Source organism: Acinetobacter sp. YH12100 (assembly GCF_013419135.1).
GTDB classification, from domain to species: Bacteria; Pseudomonadota; Gammaproteobacteria; order Pseudomonadales; family Moraxellaceae; genus Acinetobacter; species Acinetobacter pseudolwoffii.
The window spans coordinates 92790-108447 of sequence record NZ_VPAQ01000003.1; the positions used below are offsets into that span (position 1 = coordinate 92790).

General features: G+C 43.4%; 15 protein-coding genes. 8 read left to right on the forward strand and 7 right to left on the reverse strand.

Annotated features, from left to right (window positions below):
• Nucleotide 1: 1 nt before the first annotated feature.
• The 4 genes from uppS to rimO form a co-directional block, all read right to left on the reverse strand.
• On the reverse strand, nt 2–754 hold the full coding sequence (uppS, locus tag FTU40_RS03590; RefSeq protein ID WP_005096706.1) for a polyprenyl diphosphate synthase: 753 nt from the start codon (nt 752–754) through the stop codon (nt 2–4).
• Nucleotides 755–761: 7 nt separating this feature from the next.
• A complete protein-coding gene (gene frr, locus FTU40_RS03595) occupies nt 762–1316 on the reverse strand; it encodes a ribosome recycling factor (RefSeq protein WP_005096705.1) in 555 nt (184 codons plus the stop codon).
• 78 nt (nt 1317–1394) lie between these two features.
• The gene (pyrH, locus tag FTU40_RS03600) at nt 1395–2123 is read right to left on the reverse strand and encodes a UMP kinase (RefSeq protein ID WP_004279886.1); all 729 of its coding nucleotides are present in this window, start codon (nt 2121–2123) and stop codon (nt 1395–1397) included.
• Nucleotides 2124–2169: 46 nt separating this feature from the next.
• Nucleotides 2170–3513: a 30S ribosomal protein S12 methylthiotransferase RimO gene (gene rimO, locus FTU40_RS03605; protein ID WP_180039806.1), complete on the reverse strand. Its 1344-nt coding sequence runs from the start codon at nt 3511–3513 to the stop codon at nt 2170–2172.
• A gap of 341 nt (nt 3514–3854) precedes the next feature.
• On the opposite strand from rimO, the gene glnL reads away from it, so the two are divergent.
• On the forward strand, nt 3855–4964 hold the full coding sequence (gene glnL, locus FTU40_RS03610) for a nitrogen regulation protein NR(II) (protein ID WP_005096702.1): 1110 nt from the start codon (nt 3855–3857) through the stop codon (nt 4962–4964).
• Nucleotides 4951–6432, forward strand: coding sequence for a nitrogen regulation protein NR(I) (gene glnG / locus FTU40_RS03615; protein ID WP_005096701.1), 1482 nt, complete (start codon nt 4951–4953; stop codon nt 6430–6432). The genes glnL and glnG overlap by 14 nt, the downstream gene beginning before the upstream one ends.
• Nucleotides 6433–6474: 42 nt before the next feature.
• On the opposite strand, the gene FTU40_RS03620 is transcribed toward glnG, so the two are convergent.
• The 3 genes from FTU40_RS03620 to mnmG all read right to left on the reverse strand — a co-directional run bounded on the left by FTU40_RS03620 (nt 6475) and on the right by mnmG (nt 10336).
• Entirely contained in the window at nt 6475–6801 is a 327-nt protein-coding gene (locus tag FTU40_RS03620) for a hypothetical protein (RefSeq protein ID WP_035337926.1), read from the reverse strand.
• Nucleotides 6802–6933: 132 nt separating this feature from the next.
• A complete protein-coding gene (locus FTU40_RS03625; protein WP_373686044.1) occupies nt 6934–8079 on the reverse strand; it encodes an MFS transporter in 1146 nt (381 codons plus the stop codon).
• A gap of 376 nt (nt 8080–8455) precedes the next feature.
• Nucleotides 8456–10336, reverse strand: a complete 1881-nt coding sequence (mnmG, locus tag FTU40_RS03630; RefSeq protein ID WP_100328704.1) for a tRNA uridine-5-carboxymethylaminomethyl(34) synthesis enzyme MnmG — start codon at nt 10334–10336, stop codon at nt 8456–8458.
• A 255-nt stretch (nt 10337–10591) separates the two neighbouring features.
• Here mnmG and FTU40_RS03635 point away from each other — a divergent pair, with 255 nt between their 5' ends.
• The 6 genes from FTU40_RS03635 to fis all read left to right on the forward strand — a co-directional run bounded on the left by FTU40_RS03635 (nt 10592) and on the right by fis (nt 15643).
• Nucleotides 10592–11062, forward strand: a complete 471-nt coding sequence (locus FTU40_RS03635) for a hypothetical protein (protein WP_005171252.1) — start codon at nt 10592–10594, stop codon at nt 11060–11062.
• Between the two features lie 146 nt (nt 11063–11208).
• Nucleotides 11209–12096 (forward strand): bile acid:sodium symporter family protein, encoded by an 888-nt coding sequence (locus tag FTU40_RS03640; protein ID WP_180039808.1) that lies wholly within the window; start codon nt 11209–11211, stop codon nt 12094–12096.
• A gap of 88 nt (nt 12097–12184) precedes the next feature.
• On the forward strand, nt 12185–13072 hold the full coding sequence (locus FTU40_RS03645) for a bile acid:sodium symporter family protein (RefSeq protein WP_005096694.1): 888 nt from the start codon (nt 12185–12187) through the stop codon (nt 13070–13072).
• Nucleotides 13073–13201: 129 nt separating this feature from the next.
• Entirely contained in the window at nt 13202–14107 is a 906-nt protein-coding gene (gene prmA / locus FTU40_RS03650; RefSeq protein WP_005171256.1) for a 50S ribosomal protein L11 methyltransferase, read from the forward strand.
• 15 nt (nt 14108–14122) lie between these two features.
• Nucleotides 14123–14977, forward strand: a complete 855-nt coding sequence (locus tag FTU40_RS03655) for a DUF3426 domain-containing protein (protein ID WP_005171257.1) — start codon at nt 14123–14125, stop codon at nt 14975–14977.
• A gap of 396 nt (nt 14978–15373) precedes the next feature.
• On the forward strand, nt 15374–15643 hold the full coding sequence (fis, locus tag FTU40_RS03660; protein WP_001086304.1) for a DNA-binding transcriptional regulator Fis: 270 nt from the start codon (nt 15374–15376) through the stop codon (nt 15641–15643).
• Nucleotides 15644–15658: the final 15 nt, after the last annotated feature.

Below are 15658 nucleotides of genomic sequence, written 5' to 3' on the forward strand. Positions count from 1 at the left end.
ATTAATTCTCAAGTTTTTCCTGATGAACCTGCTCTGATGTTTTACCGAAACGACGTTCACGCCCACCAAATACGGCAAGTGCATCATCAAGTTCTTCAACGGTAAATTCTGGCCACAGCGTCTCAGTGAAATAAAGCTCTGCATAGGCTGCCTGCCATAACAGAAAATTCGACAGACGGAAATCTCCGCCAGTACGAATCAGCAGATCAACTGCTGGTAAGTCACCGAGGCTGACATATTGACCAAATACATCAGTATCAATTGCATCAAGATCTAATTTATTTGTTAAAACATCACTGGCAATTTGCTTTGCAGCTTGTGCCATATCCCACATACCGCCATAACTGATTGCAATAGTGAGTGTCATACTATTGAAATTAGCAGTCCTTTGTTCGGCTTGCAACATGAGTCCCTGCAATTCAGCGGACAAACGGCTGCGATCACCGATAAAACGTAAGGCAATATTGAATTTTTCCATGCGGGGGAGTTGCTCATGAATCGTGTCAAGCAGGAGTTTCATGAGCAATTCGACTTCAAACTGTGGACGATTCCAGTTTTCACTGGAAAAGGCAAAAACAGTTAAAGCCTGGATATTTCTTTTTCTACAGTGTTCTACAATCGGATCCAGAACCGTTTTTCCTTCACGGTGTCCATCACCTTTCTGCATCTGATTTTTTTTGGCGAAACGATTGTTGCCATCCATAATGATGGCAACATGTTTCGGAAGACAGGGGTTTTCTTCAGCAGCGGTCATCGATGAATTAGACCTTCATCAATTCAGCTTCTTTCGCAGCCAAGCGTTTGTCAACTTCAGCAACAAATTTGTCGGTAATTTTCTGGATTTCATCAGCAGCACGACGTTCTTCATCTTCAGAAATTTCTTTTTCTTTCAATAAAGCTTTGATATCACCCAATACATCACGGCGAATGTTACGAATTGCCACTTTTGCATTTTCTGCTTCAGTACGGGCAACTTTCTGCATGTCACGACGTGTTTCTTCAGTGAGTGCTGCCATAGGTACACGGATCGCATCTGCTGAAATCGGGTTAAGACCCAAGTCAGATTCACGAATCGCTTTATCAATTGCAGCCACCATTGAACGTTCAAACGGTTGAACCAACAGGGTGCGTGAATCTTCAACACCAACGTTTGCCACCTGGTTCAATGGAACGTCTGAACCATAGTAAGAAACCATCACATTATTTAAAATAGATGGATGCGCGCGACCGGTACGAACTTTTGCAAAACCATGCTCTAGAGATTCTAGAGTTTTGTTCATACGGTCTTCGCTGTCTTTTTTAAGATCGTTAATCATATGATCTTCCTTACTTAATTCTAAAAAAGTTAATTGCTAAATTAGCGCGTAGTATAAAGCGCTTTGGTGCTCACGTCATTAATTGGTAACGTGAGTCCCTTCTTTTTCGCCCATCACCACTGAAAGTAATGCGCCAGATTTATTCATATCGAATACTTGTAGTGGCACATTGTGGTCACGACATAAACAGATCGCAGTTAAGTCCATGACACCCAGTTTTTCATCCAGCACCTGATCAAAGGTTAAAGTGTCATATTTAACCGCATCGTCATATTTGCTTGGATCTTTGTTATATACGCCATCGACTTTAGTGGCTTTCAAAATCAAATCTGATTCGATTTCAATACCACGCAAACATGCTGCGGTATCTGTGGTAAAGAATGGATTACCTGTACCTGCCACGAATACACACACTTCACCCTGAGTCAGGTGACGGATCGCATCACGGCTCGAGTAAGACTCAACCACTGCACCAATTGGCAGTGCAGACATCAAACGGGTTTTAATATTACGGCGCACCAAAGCGTCGCGTAGTGCCAGACCGTTCATCACGGTTGCCAGCATACCCATCTGGTCGCCAGTGACCCGGCCAACCAGACCGTCTTTTTGCAGCTGGCTACCGCGGTACAGGTTACCACCACCAACCACGATACCTACTTGTACGCCTAAACCCACAAGGTGCGCAATAGAAAGCGACATCTGGTCGAGCACTTGTGCATCGATTCCCATGTCTTTATTGCCTGCCAATGCTTCACCAGAAAGCTTTAACAGGATGCGACCAAAGCGTGGCTTTTTAGAATCCAACATCATCAAACTCCAAAGTATTCAATTTAAATTTTTTTAATTCAAAATCTTAAGCAGATTTGACTGAAATGAGTTTTGCATACAGATCGTACTCGTCTGCATCGGTAATCTCGACTTCAAGCAAATCCCCTGCCTTAATGACGCTTTTATCGATATCTTCAACAAAAACATTGCCATCAATTTCAGGTGCATCTGCATAAGAACGCGCAACTGCCACCGGGAATTCTTCTTCCAGATCATCTACCAGCACGGTCATGGTCTGACCAATACGTTTTTGGAGTTTCGCTGCCGAGATTTCTTGCTGAACCTGCATGAAACGCTCATAACGCTCTTGTTTAATTCCTTCAGGAACGTGGTCTGGCAAATCGTTTGCTGTCGCACCTTCAACTGGTGAATAGGTAAAGCAACCTACACGATCCAATTGAGCTTGTTTCAGCCAATCGAGCAGCATCTGGAAGTCTTCTTCGGTTTCACCCGGGAAGCCCACCACAAATGTTGAACGGATAACCAGATCAGGACATTTTTCACGCCAGATATTCAATCGCTCCAGTGTGTTTTCACTGTGCGCAGGACGTTTCATCAGCTTGAGAATTTTTGGACTCGCATGCTGAAATGGAATATCCAGATAAGGCAGGATTTTGCCTTGAGCCATCAGATCAATCACGGCATCGACATGCGGATATGGATAAACATAATGCAAACGCACCCAGATTCCCAACTGACCGAGTGCTTCACACATGTCATAGAATTTGGTTTTCACTGGCTGGCCGTTCCAGAAATCCAGCTTGTATTTGGTGTCCAGGCCATAAGCAGAAGTATCCTGGGAGATAACGAGTACTTCTTTAACACCGGCACGTTTCAGCGCTGCGGCTTCTTCAAGCACAGAACCAACTGGACGGGAGACCAAATCACCACGCATGCTTGGAATAATACAGAAAGTACAACGATGGTTGCAGCCTTCCGATATTTTCAAATAGGCATAATGTTTAGGCGTTAGGCGGATGCCTTGCTCTGGAACTAAATCAATAAATGGATTGTGTTTTGGCGGTTCAGGCACGTATTGATGAACCGCATCCATAACATCTTTATATGCCGCTGCACCTGTCACTTTCAGGACATTTGGATGCATCTGGCGAATCTTGTCTTCGTCTTTACCTAGACAGCCTGTTACGATAACGCGACCATTCGCGCTCATCGCCTCACCAATCGCGTCTAGCGATTCTTGCACTGCGGATTCAATGAAACCACAGGTATTTACTACAACTAAATCAGCACCGTCATAATCCGAAGCGACGTCATAACCTTCAGTCTTTAACTGGGTTAAAATACGTTCAGAATCTACCAATGCCTTAGGACAACCTAAAGATACAAAACCGACTTTGGGGGACTTCATGAATTTTCGCTCTACTAGAATGCGCGTATTGTATGTCTTTTCGCATCATAAAAATAGTTGAAAACCTGACTCTTTGCATCATGCACTAAAATAACGCCATAAAATATACAACATATTTGCGCGCGCACCAAAATAGAACATTTTAGATTTACAGCCTCAATTTAATCCGCTATACCTAAGATGAATTGTGTCGCTGTGGCACATTTCTGCATTTCATCGCAATAAATAAGCTTTAGTCATAAAAGTTGGCGTGCATCTTGCATCAAATCAGAACTTAAAATTGATTAAATTGCTTTATGAAGATGCCATTGCGCCATTTTAATACAGGAAAAAAACCGCGAATGGATCAGCTTATTCCGATCGACTATCGTGTTTTAGTGGACAATATGACCACGTGTATCTTATTGGTAGACCGCGATCTTAATATTTATTATCTCAACTCTGCCTGCGAAGCCTTATTTGATGTGAGCTTATTTCGCGCCAGTGGAAGTCCGGCACTAGGTCTTCTGCAACATCCGACCGATGAGTTTAATACTGAAGAAGCGCTGAACAACACTTTAACTACAGGCCAACCTTATACGCGCCGTGAAGCCACACTGATTGTCAACTTTAAGGACATTCATGTCGATTACACCGTTTCTCAGCTAAATCTGGGTAAGCCCTATCACCCACTGTTGTTAATCGAGCTCAATCCTCGTGACCGCATGCTTAAAATTTCGCGTGAAGAAAACCTGATTCAGCAACATCAAGTGGCTCGCCAGCTGATTCGTGGTGTCGCGCACGAAATCAAGAATCCACTCGGCGGAATTCGGGGGGCAACACAACTTCTGGCTCGCAGTCTGAATGATCCACAATACAAAGAATTTACCGATATTATTATTAGTGAAGTCGATCGACTCCGAAATCTGGCCGACACCATGCTCGGTTCACGCCAACTGCCAAGCTATGAGCTGGTGAATGTACATGAGCCACTTGAGCGGGTGCGCTCACTCATCGCCAATCAAAGCAAAAAGAAAATCAAGATTATTCGGGATTATGACCTGTCCTTACCTGAAGTTCTGGCAGACCGTGATCAACTGATTCAGGTGATCTTGAATATTTGTGCCAATGCAGTACAGGCCATGACCGAGAACAAAGAGTTTTTTGTCGATCACCAGCCTGAACTGGTTTTAAGAACCCGGATTCAGCGCCTATTTACCATTAACGGGGCAATTCATCGCTCTGTGGTACGCATTGATATTGAAGACAATGGCCCTGGGGTCCCCGAAGACATTATCGAATCTGTGTTTTATCCACTGGTCACCAGTCGCGCCAAAGGTACCGGACTGGGTCTCAGTATTGCTCAAAATATTATTCATCAGCATAACGGCATGATTGAATGTCAGTCCGTGGCTGGAAAAACCGTGTTTAGCTTATATTTACCTTGGGAGTCGAATCATGTCGCGAAATAAAATATGGGTGATTGATGACGATCGTGCCATGCGCTGGGTACTGGAAAAAACCTTTAAAGAAGAAGGCTTGGACGTGACCAGCTTTGAAGAAGCACAATCCGCACTAGATCAACTCAGTGTTGATGCACCAGATGTGATTCTGACCGATATCCGTATGCCGGGGATTGATGGACTCACCTTCTTGGGTAAGGTCAAACACAATTATCCTGACCTGCCTGTGATTATTATGACGGCGCATTCAGACCTAGAGTCTGCTGTATCAAGTTATCAAACTGGTGCTTTTGAATATCTGCCAAAGCCTTTTGATATTGATGAAGCGCTGGCACTGGTCAATCGTGCGATTTTGCATATTACCAAGCTGCAACAACAAGAATCAGCAAAAGTTGCCCCGCCGATTCAATCGACTGAAATTATCGGTGAATCTCCCGCCATGCAGGAAGTGTTTCGCGCCATCGGCCGTTTAGCGCAATCGCATATTACTGTACTCATTAATGGTGAGTCCGGTACAGGGAAAGAATTGGTGGCACATGCCTTGCACCGCCATTCACCGCGTAGTGCAAAGCCCTTTATTGCCCTGAATATGGCAGCTATTCCAAAAGACCTGATCGAAACCGAACTTTTTGGTCACGAAAAAGGTGCATTTACCGGTGCCAATACCCAGCGTCAAGGTCGTTTTGAACAGGCCAACGGCGGCACGCTGTTTCTGGATGAAATTGGCGACATGCCTTTTGAAACCCAAACCCGTTTATTGCGTGTTTTGGCCGATGGCGAGTTTTATCGTGTCGGTGGTCATATTCCCGTCAAGGTCGATGTGCGGATTGTGGCTGCCACGCATCAGGATCTGGAAAAACTGGTACATGACGGCCGTTTCCGTGAAGACTTGTATCACCGCCTGAATGTGATTCGGATTCACATTCCAAAACTGGCACATCGCAGTGAAGACATTCCGATGCTGGCGCAGCACTTCCTGGCACGTGCTGGTAAAGAACTCGGCGTTAATCCCAAAATTCTGCGTCCTGAAACCCAGGAATATATGCAAAAACTGCCATGGCAAGGCAACGTACGCCAGCTTGAAAATACCTGTCGCTGGCTAACCGTGATGATCACGGGTCGTGAAGTCTATCCAGAAGACCTACCACCTGAACTGAAACAAATTCCAATTCAAGATTTGGATTTAGGCTCACCAATTCCAAACTTAAACCAAGTGGGTCCACAGCACTGGGATGAATTGCTGGGTCAATGGGCCATGCAAAAACTCAAAAATGGCGAGATGAAACTTCTGGATGTCGCTACACCGATGTTTGAGCGCACCCTGATTAATGCTGCACTACAACAAACCCGTGGTCGCAAACGTCATGCAGCTGAACTTTTGGGCTGGGGCCGTAACACGCTGACCCGCAAGCTCAAAGAACTCGGTATGGATACGGCCGATGATGAGGTAGAAGAAGAAATCGAAAGTCCAAGCTAATCTATAAAAGCACCTTCGGGTGCTTTTTTATACTGAGATGAGTTAAACAGTTAAGCCGATATAACGCGAATAACCTGCTGCGCCCAAGTCTGACTTTAAGATCAGATAGTCTGAATAAGTACTGGCGGTAATTTCATCAAACATATTCACCTGATCGTCATTGGCATGCAGATCATCTACCGAACGCGGCATACTGTGCTCAAATTCATCGGTCATATATTCAAAGCCAATATCCATGGCAATAAATAAAGTATGTTCACATGGCTGTACATATTGTTCTTCAGTCCAGTCAATAATGTTCTGCTGGCAATGTGGACAGGCAATATTATCGGTGGCCTGAATATCGAGTTCGATCAATTGGTAAGGCATATAAAAACCAGTCTGTTTGCTATCCATCTATTTTAGCAAATTTTATCTGCCGATTTTACTCAATTAAAATATGAGCCATAACAAAGGAATCCGTAGATTCCTTTTTAATAGCAATAAAAATAGAAAACTGGCTTATTTATGAGCTGCCTTATAACGTGACAGTGCCGTGACTGCTACCGCTGATACAACCACCGCAGGTAAACTTGCCATAAGGATACCTGTAGTTCCCAAACCTAATGCCAAAATTTTCCCGGTTAATAACGGACCGGTCATGGCACCTAAACGACCTAAAGAAATGGCGCTGCCCACGCCTGTGACTTTACCTGCACCTGAATAAAAAATCGGAGAGATGCCATACAGAATAGATTGACCACCTGTAGAAAAGATCCCACCCATCACCCCGGCTAAAATTAATAGCGGAATCGAGGTACTGGTGAACAACAAAACCAAGGCAACAAATAAGCCGCTGTAAATAATGGCTGCCATTTGCCACAATTTTAAACGATCTAGCAAATAACCCAAACTCAAGGTTCCAATCACCGCACCCACCTGAAACACCAGCATCACCAGAAATGCCTGCTGTTTTTGCAAGCCTTGTTCCATCAGCAAATTAGGCAACCAGCTAATCAGAATATAGTTGATCATCAAGGTAAAAAAGAAACCTACCCAAAGCGGCACTGTATTTTTATACTGTTGCTGCTTGAACAAAACCTCGACCATGCCCGGTACAGCTTCGCCAGATCTTTTTTGCGCTACCGCTGCTTTAGGTTGATCTTTAAGAATAAAGCCCATAAAAGGGAGAAGCGCTAAAGGGGTTAAACCACCAATCAAAAATAAAGTCTGCCATTGAATATCTGGAAGCAGCATAGCCAAACCGGCGACAAAAATAGCACCAACAGGCAGGCCACAATACATCAAGCTATTGAGCTTACCGCGATTGGCTTCAGTTGCTTCATCTCCAACCACGGAAATCATGGTCGGCATTGCAGCACCCAGACCCAAACCGGTCAAGAAACGCGCAGCATATAAAACCTCGATGCTCGGTGCAATTGCAGTCAGCGACATGAACACACCAAAAATAGCCACAGACAACATCAGGACTTTCTTTTGTCCCAAATAATCCGCGATACGTCCGCCAAAGAATGCACCAAAGAGCATTCCAAAGACGCCCAGACTAAACACATAGCCCATCTGAACCTGATCTAAAGCAAAGCTTGCCGCAATTCCTTTTGCTGCAATTCCAGGAGCCTGAAGATCGAAACCCTCAAAAAATGCCACCCAAAAGCACAAGAAAATCGTCAATATTTTTCGTAATTTTTCACTATAAGGCTATATCATGATTGATCTCCATCAATAACCTATAAATCGTTTGATAGCCTGACGATCCTATTCCCCCTATTCTTATCCTAATCTGGTCAGAGAAATACCACGACAATAGTCGGATTTAAGTTCATCAACTTGGCTCAACACCCTTTCCATTAGACCTAAAAGTTAAAATTTATAGACTTTTTACATCTTAATAATTTTTATTATCTTTATAAATAAGTCACTTAGTTAAATAGTAGTTATTTATAATTGAAAGATAGCCGAGACTTATACAAAAATATCAGCCGATAAAAAGCCCGCATTGCGCGGGCTTTTTCACACTGTATTCTTAAGCAGATTTTTTCGTTTGTGCATTCTTACGAATCGTAATCATCACCAATTGAACAGCCGCAGGCGTCACACCCGGAATACGGCTGGCTTGCGCCAATGTTTCAGGACGTACATCCTTCAGTTTCAACGTGATTTCACGCGACAGCCCCGACACGATGTCATAATCGAAGTCGCCTGGAATACGGGTTTCTTCAAGACGTTTCATTTGTGCCACATCTTCATGCTGACGGTTGATATAACCCGCATATTTCACTGCGATTTCAATCTGATCACCGACCTGCGCAGATACATCAGAACCGGTTAACTCGGCAATTTGCGCAAATGAAATATTTGGACGTTTCAAAAGATCGATCGCTGAACATTCTTTAGATAAATCTGCGCCAGTCATCTCAACGAATTTCTTGCCCATCGGATTGTTTGGAGCCGCCCAAAGATGCTGCAAACGACCGGTTTCTTTTTCAACTGCTTCCATTTTTTCGCAGTAAACCGCCCAACGTGCATCATCGACCAGACCCAATTCACGACCGATCGCAGTTAAACGCTGGTCAGCATTGTCTTCACGTAACATCAAACGATATTCAGCACGTGAGGTAAACATACGGTACGGTTCTTTGGTGCCTAACGTAATCAGGTCATCTACCAATACACCCATATAGGCTTCATCGCGTTTTGGTGTCCACTGCTCTTGATCCCAGGCACGACGTGCAGCATTTAAACCTGCCAGCAAACCTTGTGCACCTGCTTCTTCATAACCAGTGGTTCCATTAATTTGACCAGCAAAATACAGGTTATTAATCGCTTTGGTTTCAAGGGTAAATTTCAACGCTTGCGGGTTGAAATAGTCGTATTCAATGGCGTAGCCTGGACGCAAAATATGCGCATTTTCCATACCACGGATTGAGCGAACTAACTCAAACTGCACATCAAATGGCAATGAAGTTGAAATACCATTTGGATAAAGCTCGTGCGTATCCAGACCTTCCGGTTCCAAGAATACTTGATGCGAGTCTTTATCGGCAAAACGGTGAATCTTATCTTCAATTGATGGGCAATAACGCGGCCCCACACCTTCAATTTTACCGGTATACATTGGTGATCGATCTAGACCACCGCGAATAATCTCATGCGTACGTTCATTGGTATGGGTGATATAGCAGTTCACCTGTTCCGGATGCATAGACGCATCGCCCATAAACGACATGGTTGGAGATGGGAAATCACCCGGCTGCGGTGTCATTACAGAAAAGTCGACCGAACGTGCATCGATACGCGGTGGTGTACCGGTTTTTAAACGCCCCACAGGTAAATTCAATTCGCGCAAACGTGCTGCCAATGAAATCGACGGCGGATCACCGGCACGACCACCACTGGATTTTTCCAGACCAACGTGAATTACGCCGCCCAAGAATGTACCCGCAGTCAACACCACAGTTTTGGCATCAAAACGAATGCCCATTTGGGTAACCACACCTTTGACGGTATCGCCTTCAACAATCAGGTCATCAGCCGCTTGCTGGAAAATATCCAAGTTCGCCTGATTCTCTAAGGTTTCACGAATTGCCGCTTTAAAACGGACACGGTCTGCCTGCGCACGTGTTGCACGAACTGCTGCACCTTTACGCGAGTTCAAAATACGGAACTGAATACCGCCTTTGTCGGCAGCCAGTGCCATTGCACCGCCCAAGGCATCAATTTCACGCACCAAGTGCGATTTACCAATACCACCGATGGCCGGGTTACAGCTCATCTGCCCTAAAGTCTCAATGTTATGAGTTAAGAGTAAAGTCTGTCGACCCATACGCGCTGCAGCCAGAGCTGCTTCTGTACCGGCGTGACCGCCACCGATAACAATGACATCGTATACTTTAGGATAATGCATAGTGGTAATTGAGAGATAAAAAAGGATAGCTGAGTATTATAGCAAATTTCATTCTAAAGTAGACAGATTCAGTCGAATTTATCCTGAGATAAAAAATGAATCATCCTGTACAAGAATCAAGCACTGTAATTTAACTTTGCAGAGGGACTATATAAATTAAACATATAAGTTCAGAAAATTACTCGATTTACACTGTTTAATTTTGAGTATTTTTTAAGCTATATACTGCTTACATTACAAACAAAGGTATAACTGATGAATAAGAATATTTTTCTCTCAACTGTTCTGTGTGGTTTATGTTTTGCGCCATTTGCAGCCTCAGCAAATGATAAGGTCGAAACCACTTATAATGCGCAAAAGTATCAACAGGTTTGTAAAGGCAAAACCCAAGGTGCTCAAGTCAGTTTTGCTCATCGAGGCATTATCTGGAATGGAACCTGTGAGCCACAGTTTTTCGCTTCATCAAAAAATGCTTCAATCAAAGGTGATGAAGCTGAACTCATGAGTACCTGTAGTGGCAATAGTAGCGCGACCACCGCCACCATTAATGGAACCGAAGTCAAAGGTAAATGTGCTTTAGGCTTTATGCCGCCACGCCCTCAGGGACAATCCCAAATGCACAGTCAGCCAATGCAACCACAAATGAGCCAGCCGCAAATGCAGCAACCAATGAATGACCAGCAGACTCCGCCTGATGCGCAAATGCAAACTCAGCCAGGCATGTAAGCTGTCATAGCTCTAAATAGCTTACATTTCAAGTAAAAGCTTTGACGGGCAAAGTGAATACATTTTGCCCGTTTTATATTGCTTATTTATTCAGCTCCGCTACACTTAAAATCTATCTAAAAATCAATAATAAAAAGGGATTTTTCATGGATTCGGGGTTTTTTAACTTTTTTTTGCCTATTACCTTGGCAATCATGATGATGGGGCTGGGACTCGAATTAAAAATCAAGGATTTCCTGCGCTTAAGCCGCTATCCTAAAGTCATTTTTATTGCCCTATTTACACAGCTCATACTGTTGACCAGTATTGCTTTCTTTATTTGCCTGATTCTGGACTTAGCTCCTTTACTCGCAGTAGGTTTAATGCTTCTGGCCGCTTCACCAGGAGGCCCAACCGCCAACCTGTTTAGCTATCTGTATAAAGGCGATGTCGCACTGAATATCACCCTGACTGCCATCAATACCATCATTTCTATTTTCACCCTGCCCTTTATTATCAATCTCTCATTACAATATTTTATGAGTCACGACTCGACTGTGACATTTCCAGTTGAAAAAATGATACAGGTGTTTTTAATTACCCTGATCCCCGTGATCATCGGGATGCTGCTTCGAGCCAAATTTCCACATTTATCCATTACCGTCAGCAAATCGATGCGCTTCGTTTCAATTAGTTTTTTAAGCATACTCTTGATATTTGCCGTTTTTAGAGATCGTTTTAATCTCTTTGAATATTTTTCCAGTATTGGTTTAGCTACTGTGATTTTATGTTTTTCCAGCCTGTTTATTGGTTATTGCATTCCGCTACTGATGGGTATTCCAGAAAAAATGGCACGGGCCTGTACCTTTGAAATCGGCATTCATAATACGGCGATTGCGATCACCATTGCGATTTCGGTCTTAGGCGATGTCACCATGGCAATTCCGGCCGGCATTTACACCATTGTCATGTATAGTTTTGCGACTATTTTCGGGGTGATGATGAGTCGCCAATATATCGCTTATCGCCATAAAAATCGTTTATCGGATTTGTAATTTATTTGGCTGAGTCTGCGATAAAGCTGTATGCTTTTCCCAAGAAAAGCAAAAGTATTAAAATAATTTTTAACAAGGAGCATGACAGATGGATTCTGGCATTATTACGATTTTACTGCCGCTTGCGCTCGCGATTATTATGGTGGGTTTAGGTCTCGAACTTACCCTCAAAGATTTCGCCCGGGTCACCCAACATCCTAAAGCTGTTTTAGTCGCATTATTTTGCCAACTGGTCTTATTGGTCGGTATTGCATTTATCCTGTGTAAAGTTTTGGCCCTGCCTCCACTTCTTGCCGTGGGTCTGATGCTGTTAGCCGCCTCACCCGGCGGCAGTACGGCCAATCTGTTTAGCTATCTTTTCAAAGGTGATCTGGCACTCAACATCACCCTGACTGCGATTAATTCAGTGATTGCAGCCTTAACTTTACCGTTGATCGTTAATTTTTCGATTATGCATTTCATGCAGGACAGCCAGCAGATCACACTCCAGCTTGGTAAAATTCTTCAGGTGTTTGGCATCATTATTATTCCTGTCGCGATTGGTATGCTGATTCGACATCATGCACCACGCCTGACTGAAAAACTGAATAGACCGCTGCGTATTTTTGCAGTCATATTCTTGATTCTGATTATTGTCGGGGCCATCTATAGTGAACGCACCAATATTGCCGAATATCTGACTCAGGTCGGTGTCGCCACGGCATTGTTCTGTATTTTCAGCCTGACCATCGGCTATTTTGTCCCCCGCTTAATGAATATAGATACCGCTCAGGCACGGGCCAGTGCCTTTGAAATCGGCATTCACAACAGCACATTAGCCATGACCATTGCCCTGACCGTGATGTCCAGCACTGCTGTGGCCATGCCTGCCGCGGTTTATTCAATCTTCATGTATATTTTTGCTGCCATTTTTGGTCTACTGCTTAACCGCTTTGCACCATTAGACAGAACACCTCTTCTCTCTAAGGTTTCATAAGTCTTTATAGAGCTTTATACAGGGTGCTTCGGCATCCTTTTTATTTTGGGTATGCATCAAGAAGATAGCAGCGTTGTGTCTGAACTTCCGTTACAATAGCTTTTTGAAAAATGTATAAAGGTTATTTCTGTGAAGTGGTTACAAATTCATATTACGGTTGAACAAGCTCAGGTCGATTATACTGAGACATTACTCAGCTCACTAGGCGCAGTGAGTGTGACCCTGGATGATGCTGAAAACCAGGATTTGCTGGAACCACTTCCAGGCGAAACACCACTCTGGAATAAAGTGATTGTGACTGGTATTTATGCACAGGAAGAAGGCGAAGAAATTGACGTTGCTGCACTAGAAACCTTTATTGGTGCGCAAATGCCAGAAGCGCCGATCAAGTACGAATTCATTGAAGATCAGGCTTGGGAACGCACCTGGATGGATGCGTATGAGCCAATCCAGATTGCTGAAAAATACTGGATTGTACCGGAATGGATGCAAGCACCTGAAGCCGATGCAGTCAATATCAAGCTTGATCCGGGTCTGGCATTCGGTACAGGGAACCACGCCTCTACATTCTTGTGCTTACAATGGCTCGGCAAAATTGACGTTAAAGACAAAATCGTCATCGATTATGGCTGTGGTTCAGGCATTCTCGCGGTAGCTGCCCTGCTCTTAGGTGCTAAAAAAGCATATGCCACTGATATTGACCCACAAGCAGTTCTGGCCACCCAGCAAAATGCTGAACTGAATGGTGTACTGGACAAACTTTATGTCGGCCTGCCAGAAGAATTTAGAGATGAACTCGGCACTACCAAGGCTGACGTATTTGTTGCCAATATTTTGGCTGCGCCACTAATGATGTTGGCTCCTGAGTTCGCAACTTTAATTAAATCTGAGGGACAGTTCGCACTTGCCGGAGTTATCGAAGAGCAAGTTGCTGATGTTACTAGCATTTACTCAAATTATTTTGATATATTAGACGTAGAAAAACGAGACGAGCACTGGTGCCGTATCTCGGGTAAACGCCATAAGAATGAATGAGTCTACAAATAGTTTATGAGTGACAAACGAACCCATTGCCCTACCTGTTCCACCACCTACAAGGTCACAGTTGCTCAACTCACCATTGCGCAGGGTATGGTTTGCTGTCCCAAATGTACCACTTCATTTAATGCCTTATCGCATCTGGTGGCCGAAGCCCAAAACTCGGTCACTACCTCAGCGTCTCAGGATCAAACCTATTCTCGATATAACCCACCTGTATATGGTCGCGATCAACAGCAAAATACGCACAGTCTTTTATATATTTTCGATCAGAAAGTTGAACATTCAAATATCGATCTGGAAACCTATTTAAACAATCTGAACTATTTCAGTACCGAACCTATCTCGGTACTGCCGAGCATGAACTGGGAAGATCAGGCAGAAAAACAGATATACCGTGGGCCAATGTATTATATTGGCTGGAGCATCTTGAACCTGATGCTATTTGGCGTATTGCTGTTCCAGTTTTTCTGGTTTAATCCGCAATACATCAAAAATAGTCATATCATGAGTCTGGCCTTTAACAATGTATGCGAGGTGTTTAATTGTTCCAATCTGGAAAAATACTACACGCTGATTCAGGTCAATAAAGTCAAGATCAAGGCAACCAGTCACAAGAAAACTGAATTTAGCGGTGAGCTGATCAACTTCCATGACCGTAGCCTGGCTTTACCGATTTTAAAAATCAATCTGGAACAGCGCGGTGAAGTTGTTGCGACTTATAACCTGTCTGCCAAAGAGTATCTGATTGAAAGTCTGGTCAATATTGAACGTATCCCGAAAAACAGTCCATTTAAATTCAAATTTGAGCTTCCTGTCGATCGTAAAAGCTTTGATCGCTATAGTTTGGAAATAATTCGCCCTTAATCTGAATAGAAAGCATTAAAAAATTAAAAAAAGTTAAAAAAAATGCAGTTTTCTTGCTCACTTTTGCTTAGACAATGGTATGATACGCGCCACGAAAGCTATGTGCTGCAACTCCTCGCTACTTTTTCACAACAAATACAGTCTTGCCTAATGCGCTATAAAATTTATTGCGTATCGTGCAGATTTTTTTGTTTTGATTTTGGTCAGTAACAAAACTTTAACTATTGTTACGCTTATTTTTCGACCAAAACGTTGAGATGTGTCAAGCTATTGGCTCAATGCAATGATTAAGTTTTAGAACTCCAGTTTTAGGATCTAAAGCGGAGTTCATTTCAATTTTAGACCACTTTTTATATCGCTTTACCCAAGCGATATTTGTTTTTCGGATTAATTCGCATGAATAGCAAATCTCCTATTTTTACTGCACAATCTGATGTTGCTTTACGTATCCACGTAGATCGCGCAGTTCGCCATTATTTTGCGCAACTACAGGGCGAGCAACCATCTCAGGTATACGACATGGTGCTAGCAGAAATGGAGAAACCTCTTCTATCTGTAGTTCTAGAATATACACGTGGTAACCAAACACGTGCTGCCGAGATTCTCGGACTCAACCGTGGTACGTTACGTAAAAAGTTAAAAGCTCACGGTTTAATGAGTGAATAAATGATAAAATGCTTG

What these genes read in the sequence shown, in the direction of transcription:
- uppS (WP_005096706.1), bottom strand. Translation starts at nt 754, where the DNA reads ATGACCGCTGCTGAAGAAAACCCCTGTCTTCCGAAACATGTTGCCATC.
- frr (WP_005096705.1), bottom strand. Translation starts at nt 1,316, where the DNA reads ATGATTAACGATCTTAAAAAAGACAGCGAAGACCGTATGAACAAAACT.
- pyrH (WP_004279886.1), bottom strand. Translation starts at nt 2,123, where the DNA reads ATGTTGGATTCTAAAAAGCCACGCTTTGGTCGCATCCTGTTAAAGCTT.
- rimO (WP_180039806.1), bottom strand. Translation starts at nt 3,513, where the DNA reads ATGAAGTCCCCCAAAGTCGGTTTTGTATCTTTAGGTTGTCCTAAGGCA.
- glnL (WP_005096702.1), top strand. Translation starts at nt 3,855, where the DNA reads ATGGATCAGCTTATTCCGATCGACTATCGTGTTTTAGTGGACAATATG.
- glnG (WP_005096701.1), top strand. Translation starts at nt 4,951, where the DNA reads ATGTCGCGAAATAAAATATGGGTGATTGATGACGATCGTGCCATGCGC.
- FTU40_RS03620 (WP_035337926.1), bottom strand. Translation starts at nt 6,801, where the DNA reads ATGCCTTACCAATTGATCGAACTCGATATTCAGGCCACCGATAATATT.
- mnmG (WP_100328704.1), bottom strand. Translation starts at nt 10,336, where the DNA reads ATGCATTATCCTAAAGTATACGATGTCATTGTTATCGGTGGCGGTCAC.
- FTU40_RS03635 (WP_005171252.1), top strand. Translation starts at nt 10,592, where the DNA reads ATGAATAAGAATATTTTTCTCTCAACTGTTCTGTGTGGTTTATGTTTT.
- FTU40_RS03640 (WP_180039808.1), top strand. Translation starts at nt 11,209, where the DNA reads ATGGATTCGGGGTTTTTTAACTTTTTTTTGCCTATTACCTTGGCAATC.
- FTU40_RS03645 (WP_005096694.1), top strand. Translation starts at nt 12,185, where the DNA reads ATGGATTCTGGCATTATTACGATTTTACTGCCGCTTGCGCTCGCGATT.
- FTU40_RS03655 (WP_005171257.1), top strand. Translation starts at nt 14,123, where the DNA reads ATGAGTGACAAACGAACCCATTGCCCTACCTGTTCCACCACCTACAAG.
- fis (WP_001086304.1), top strand. Translation starts at nt 15,374, where the DNA reads ATGAATAGCAAATCTCCTATTTTTACTGCACAATCTGATGTTGCTTTA.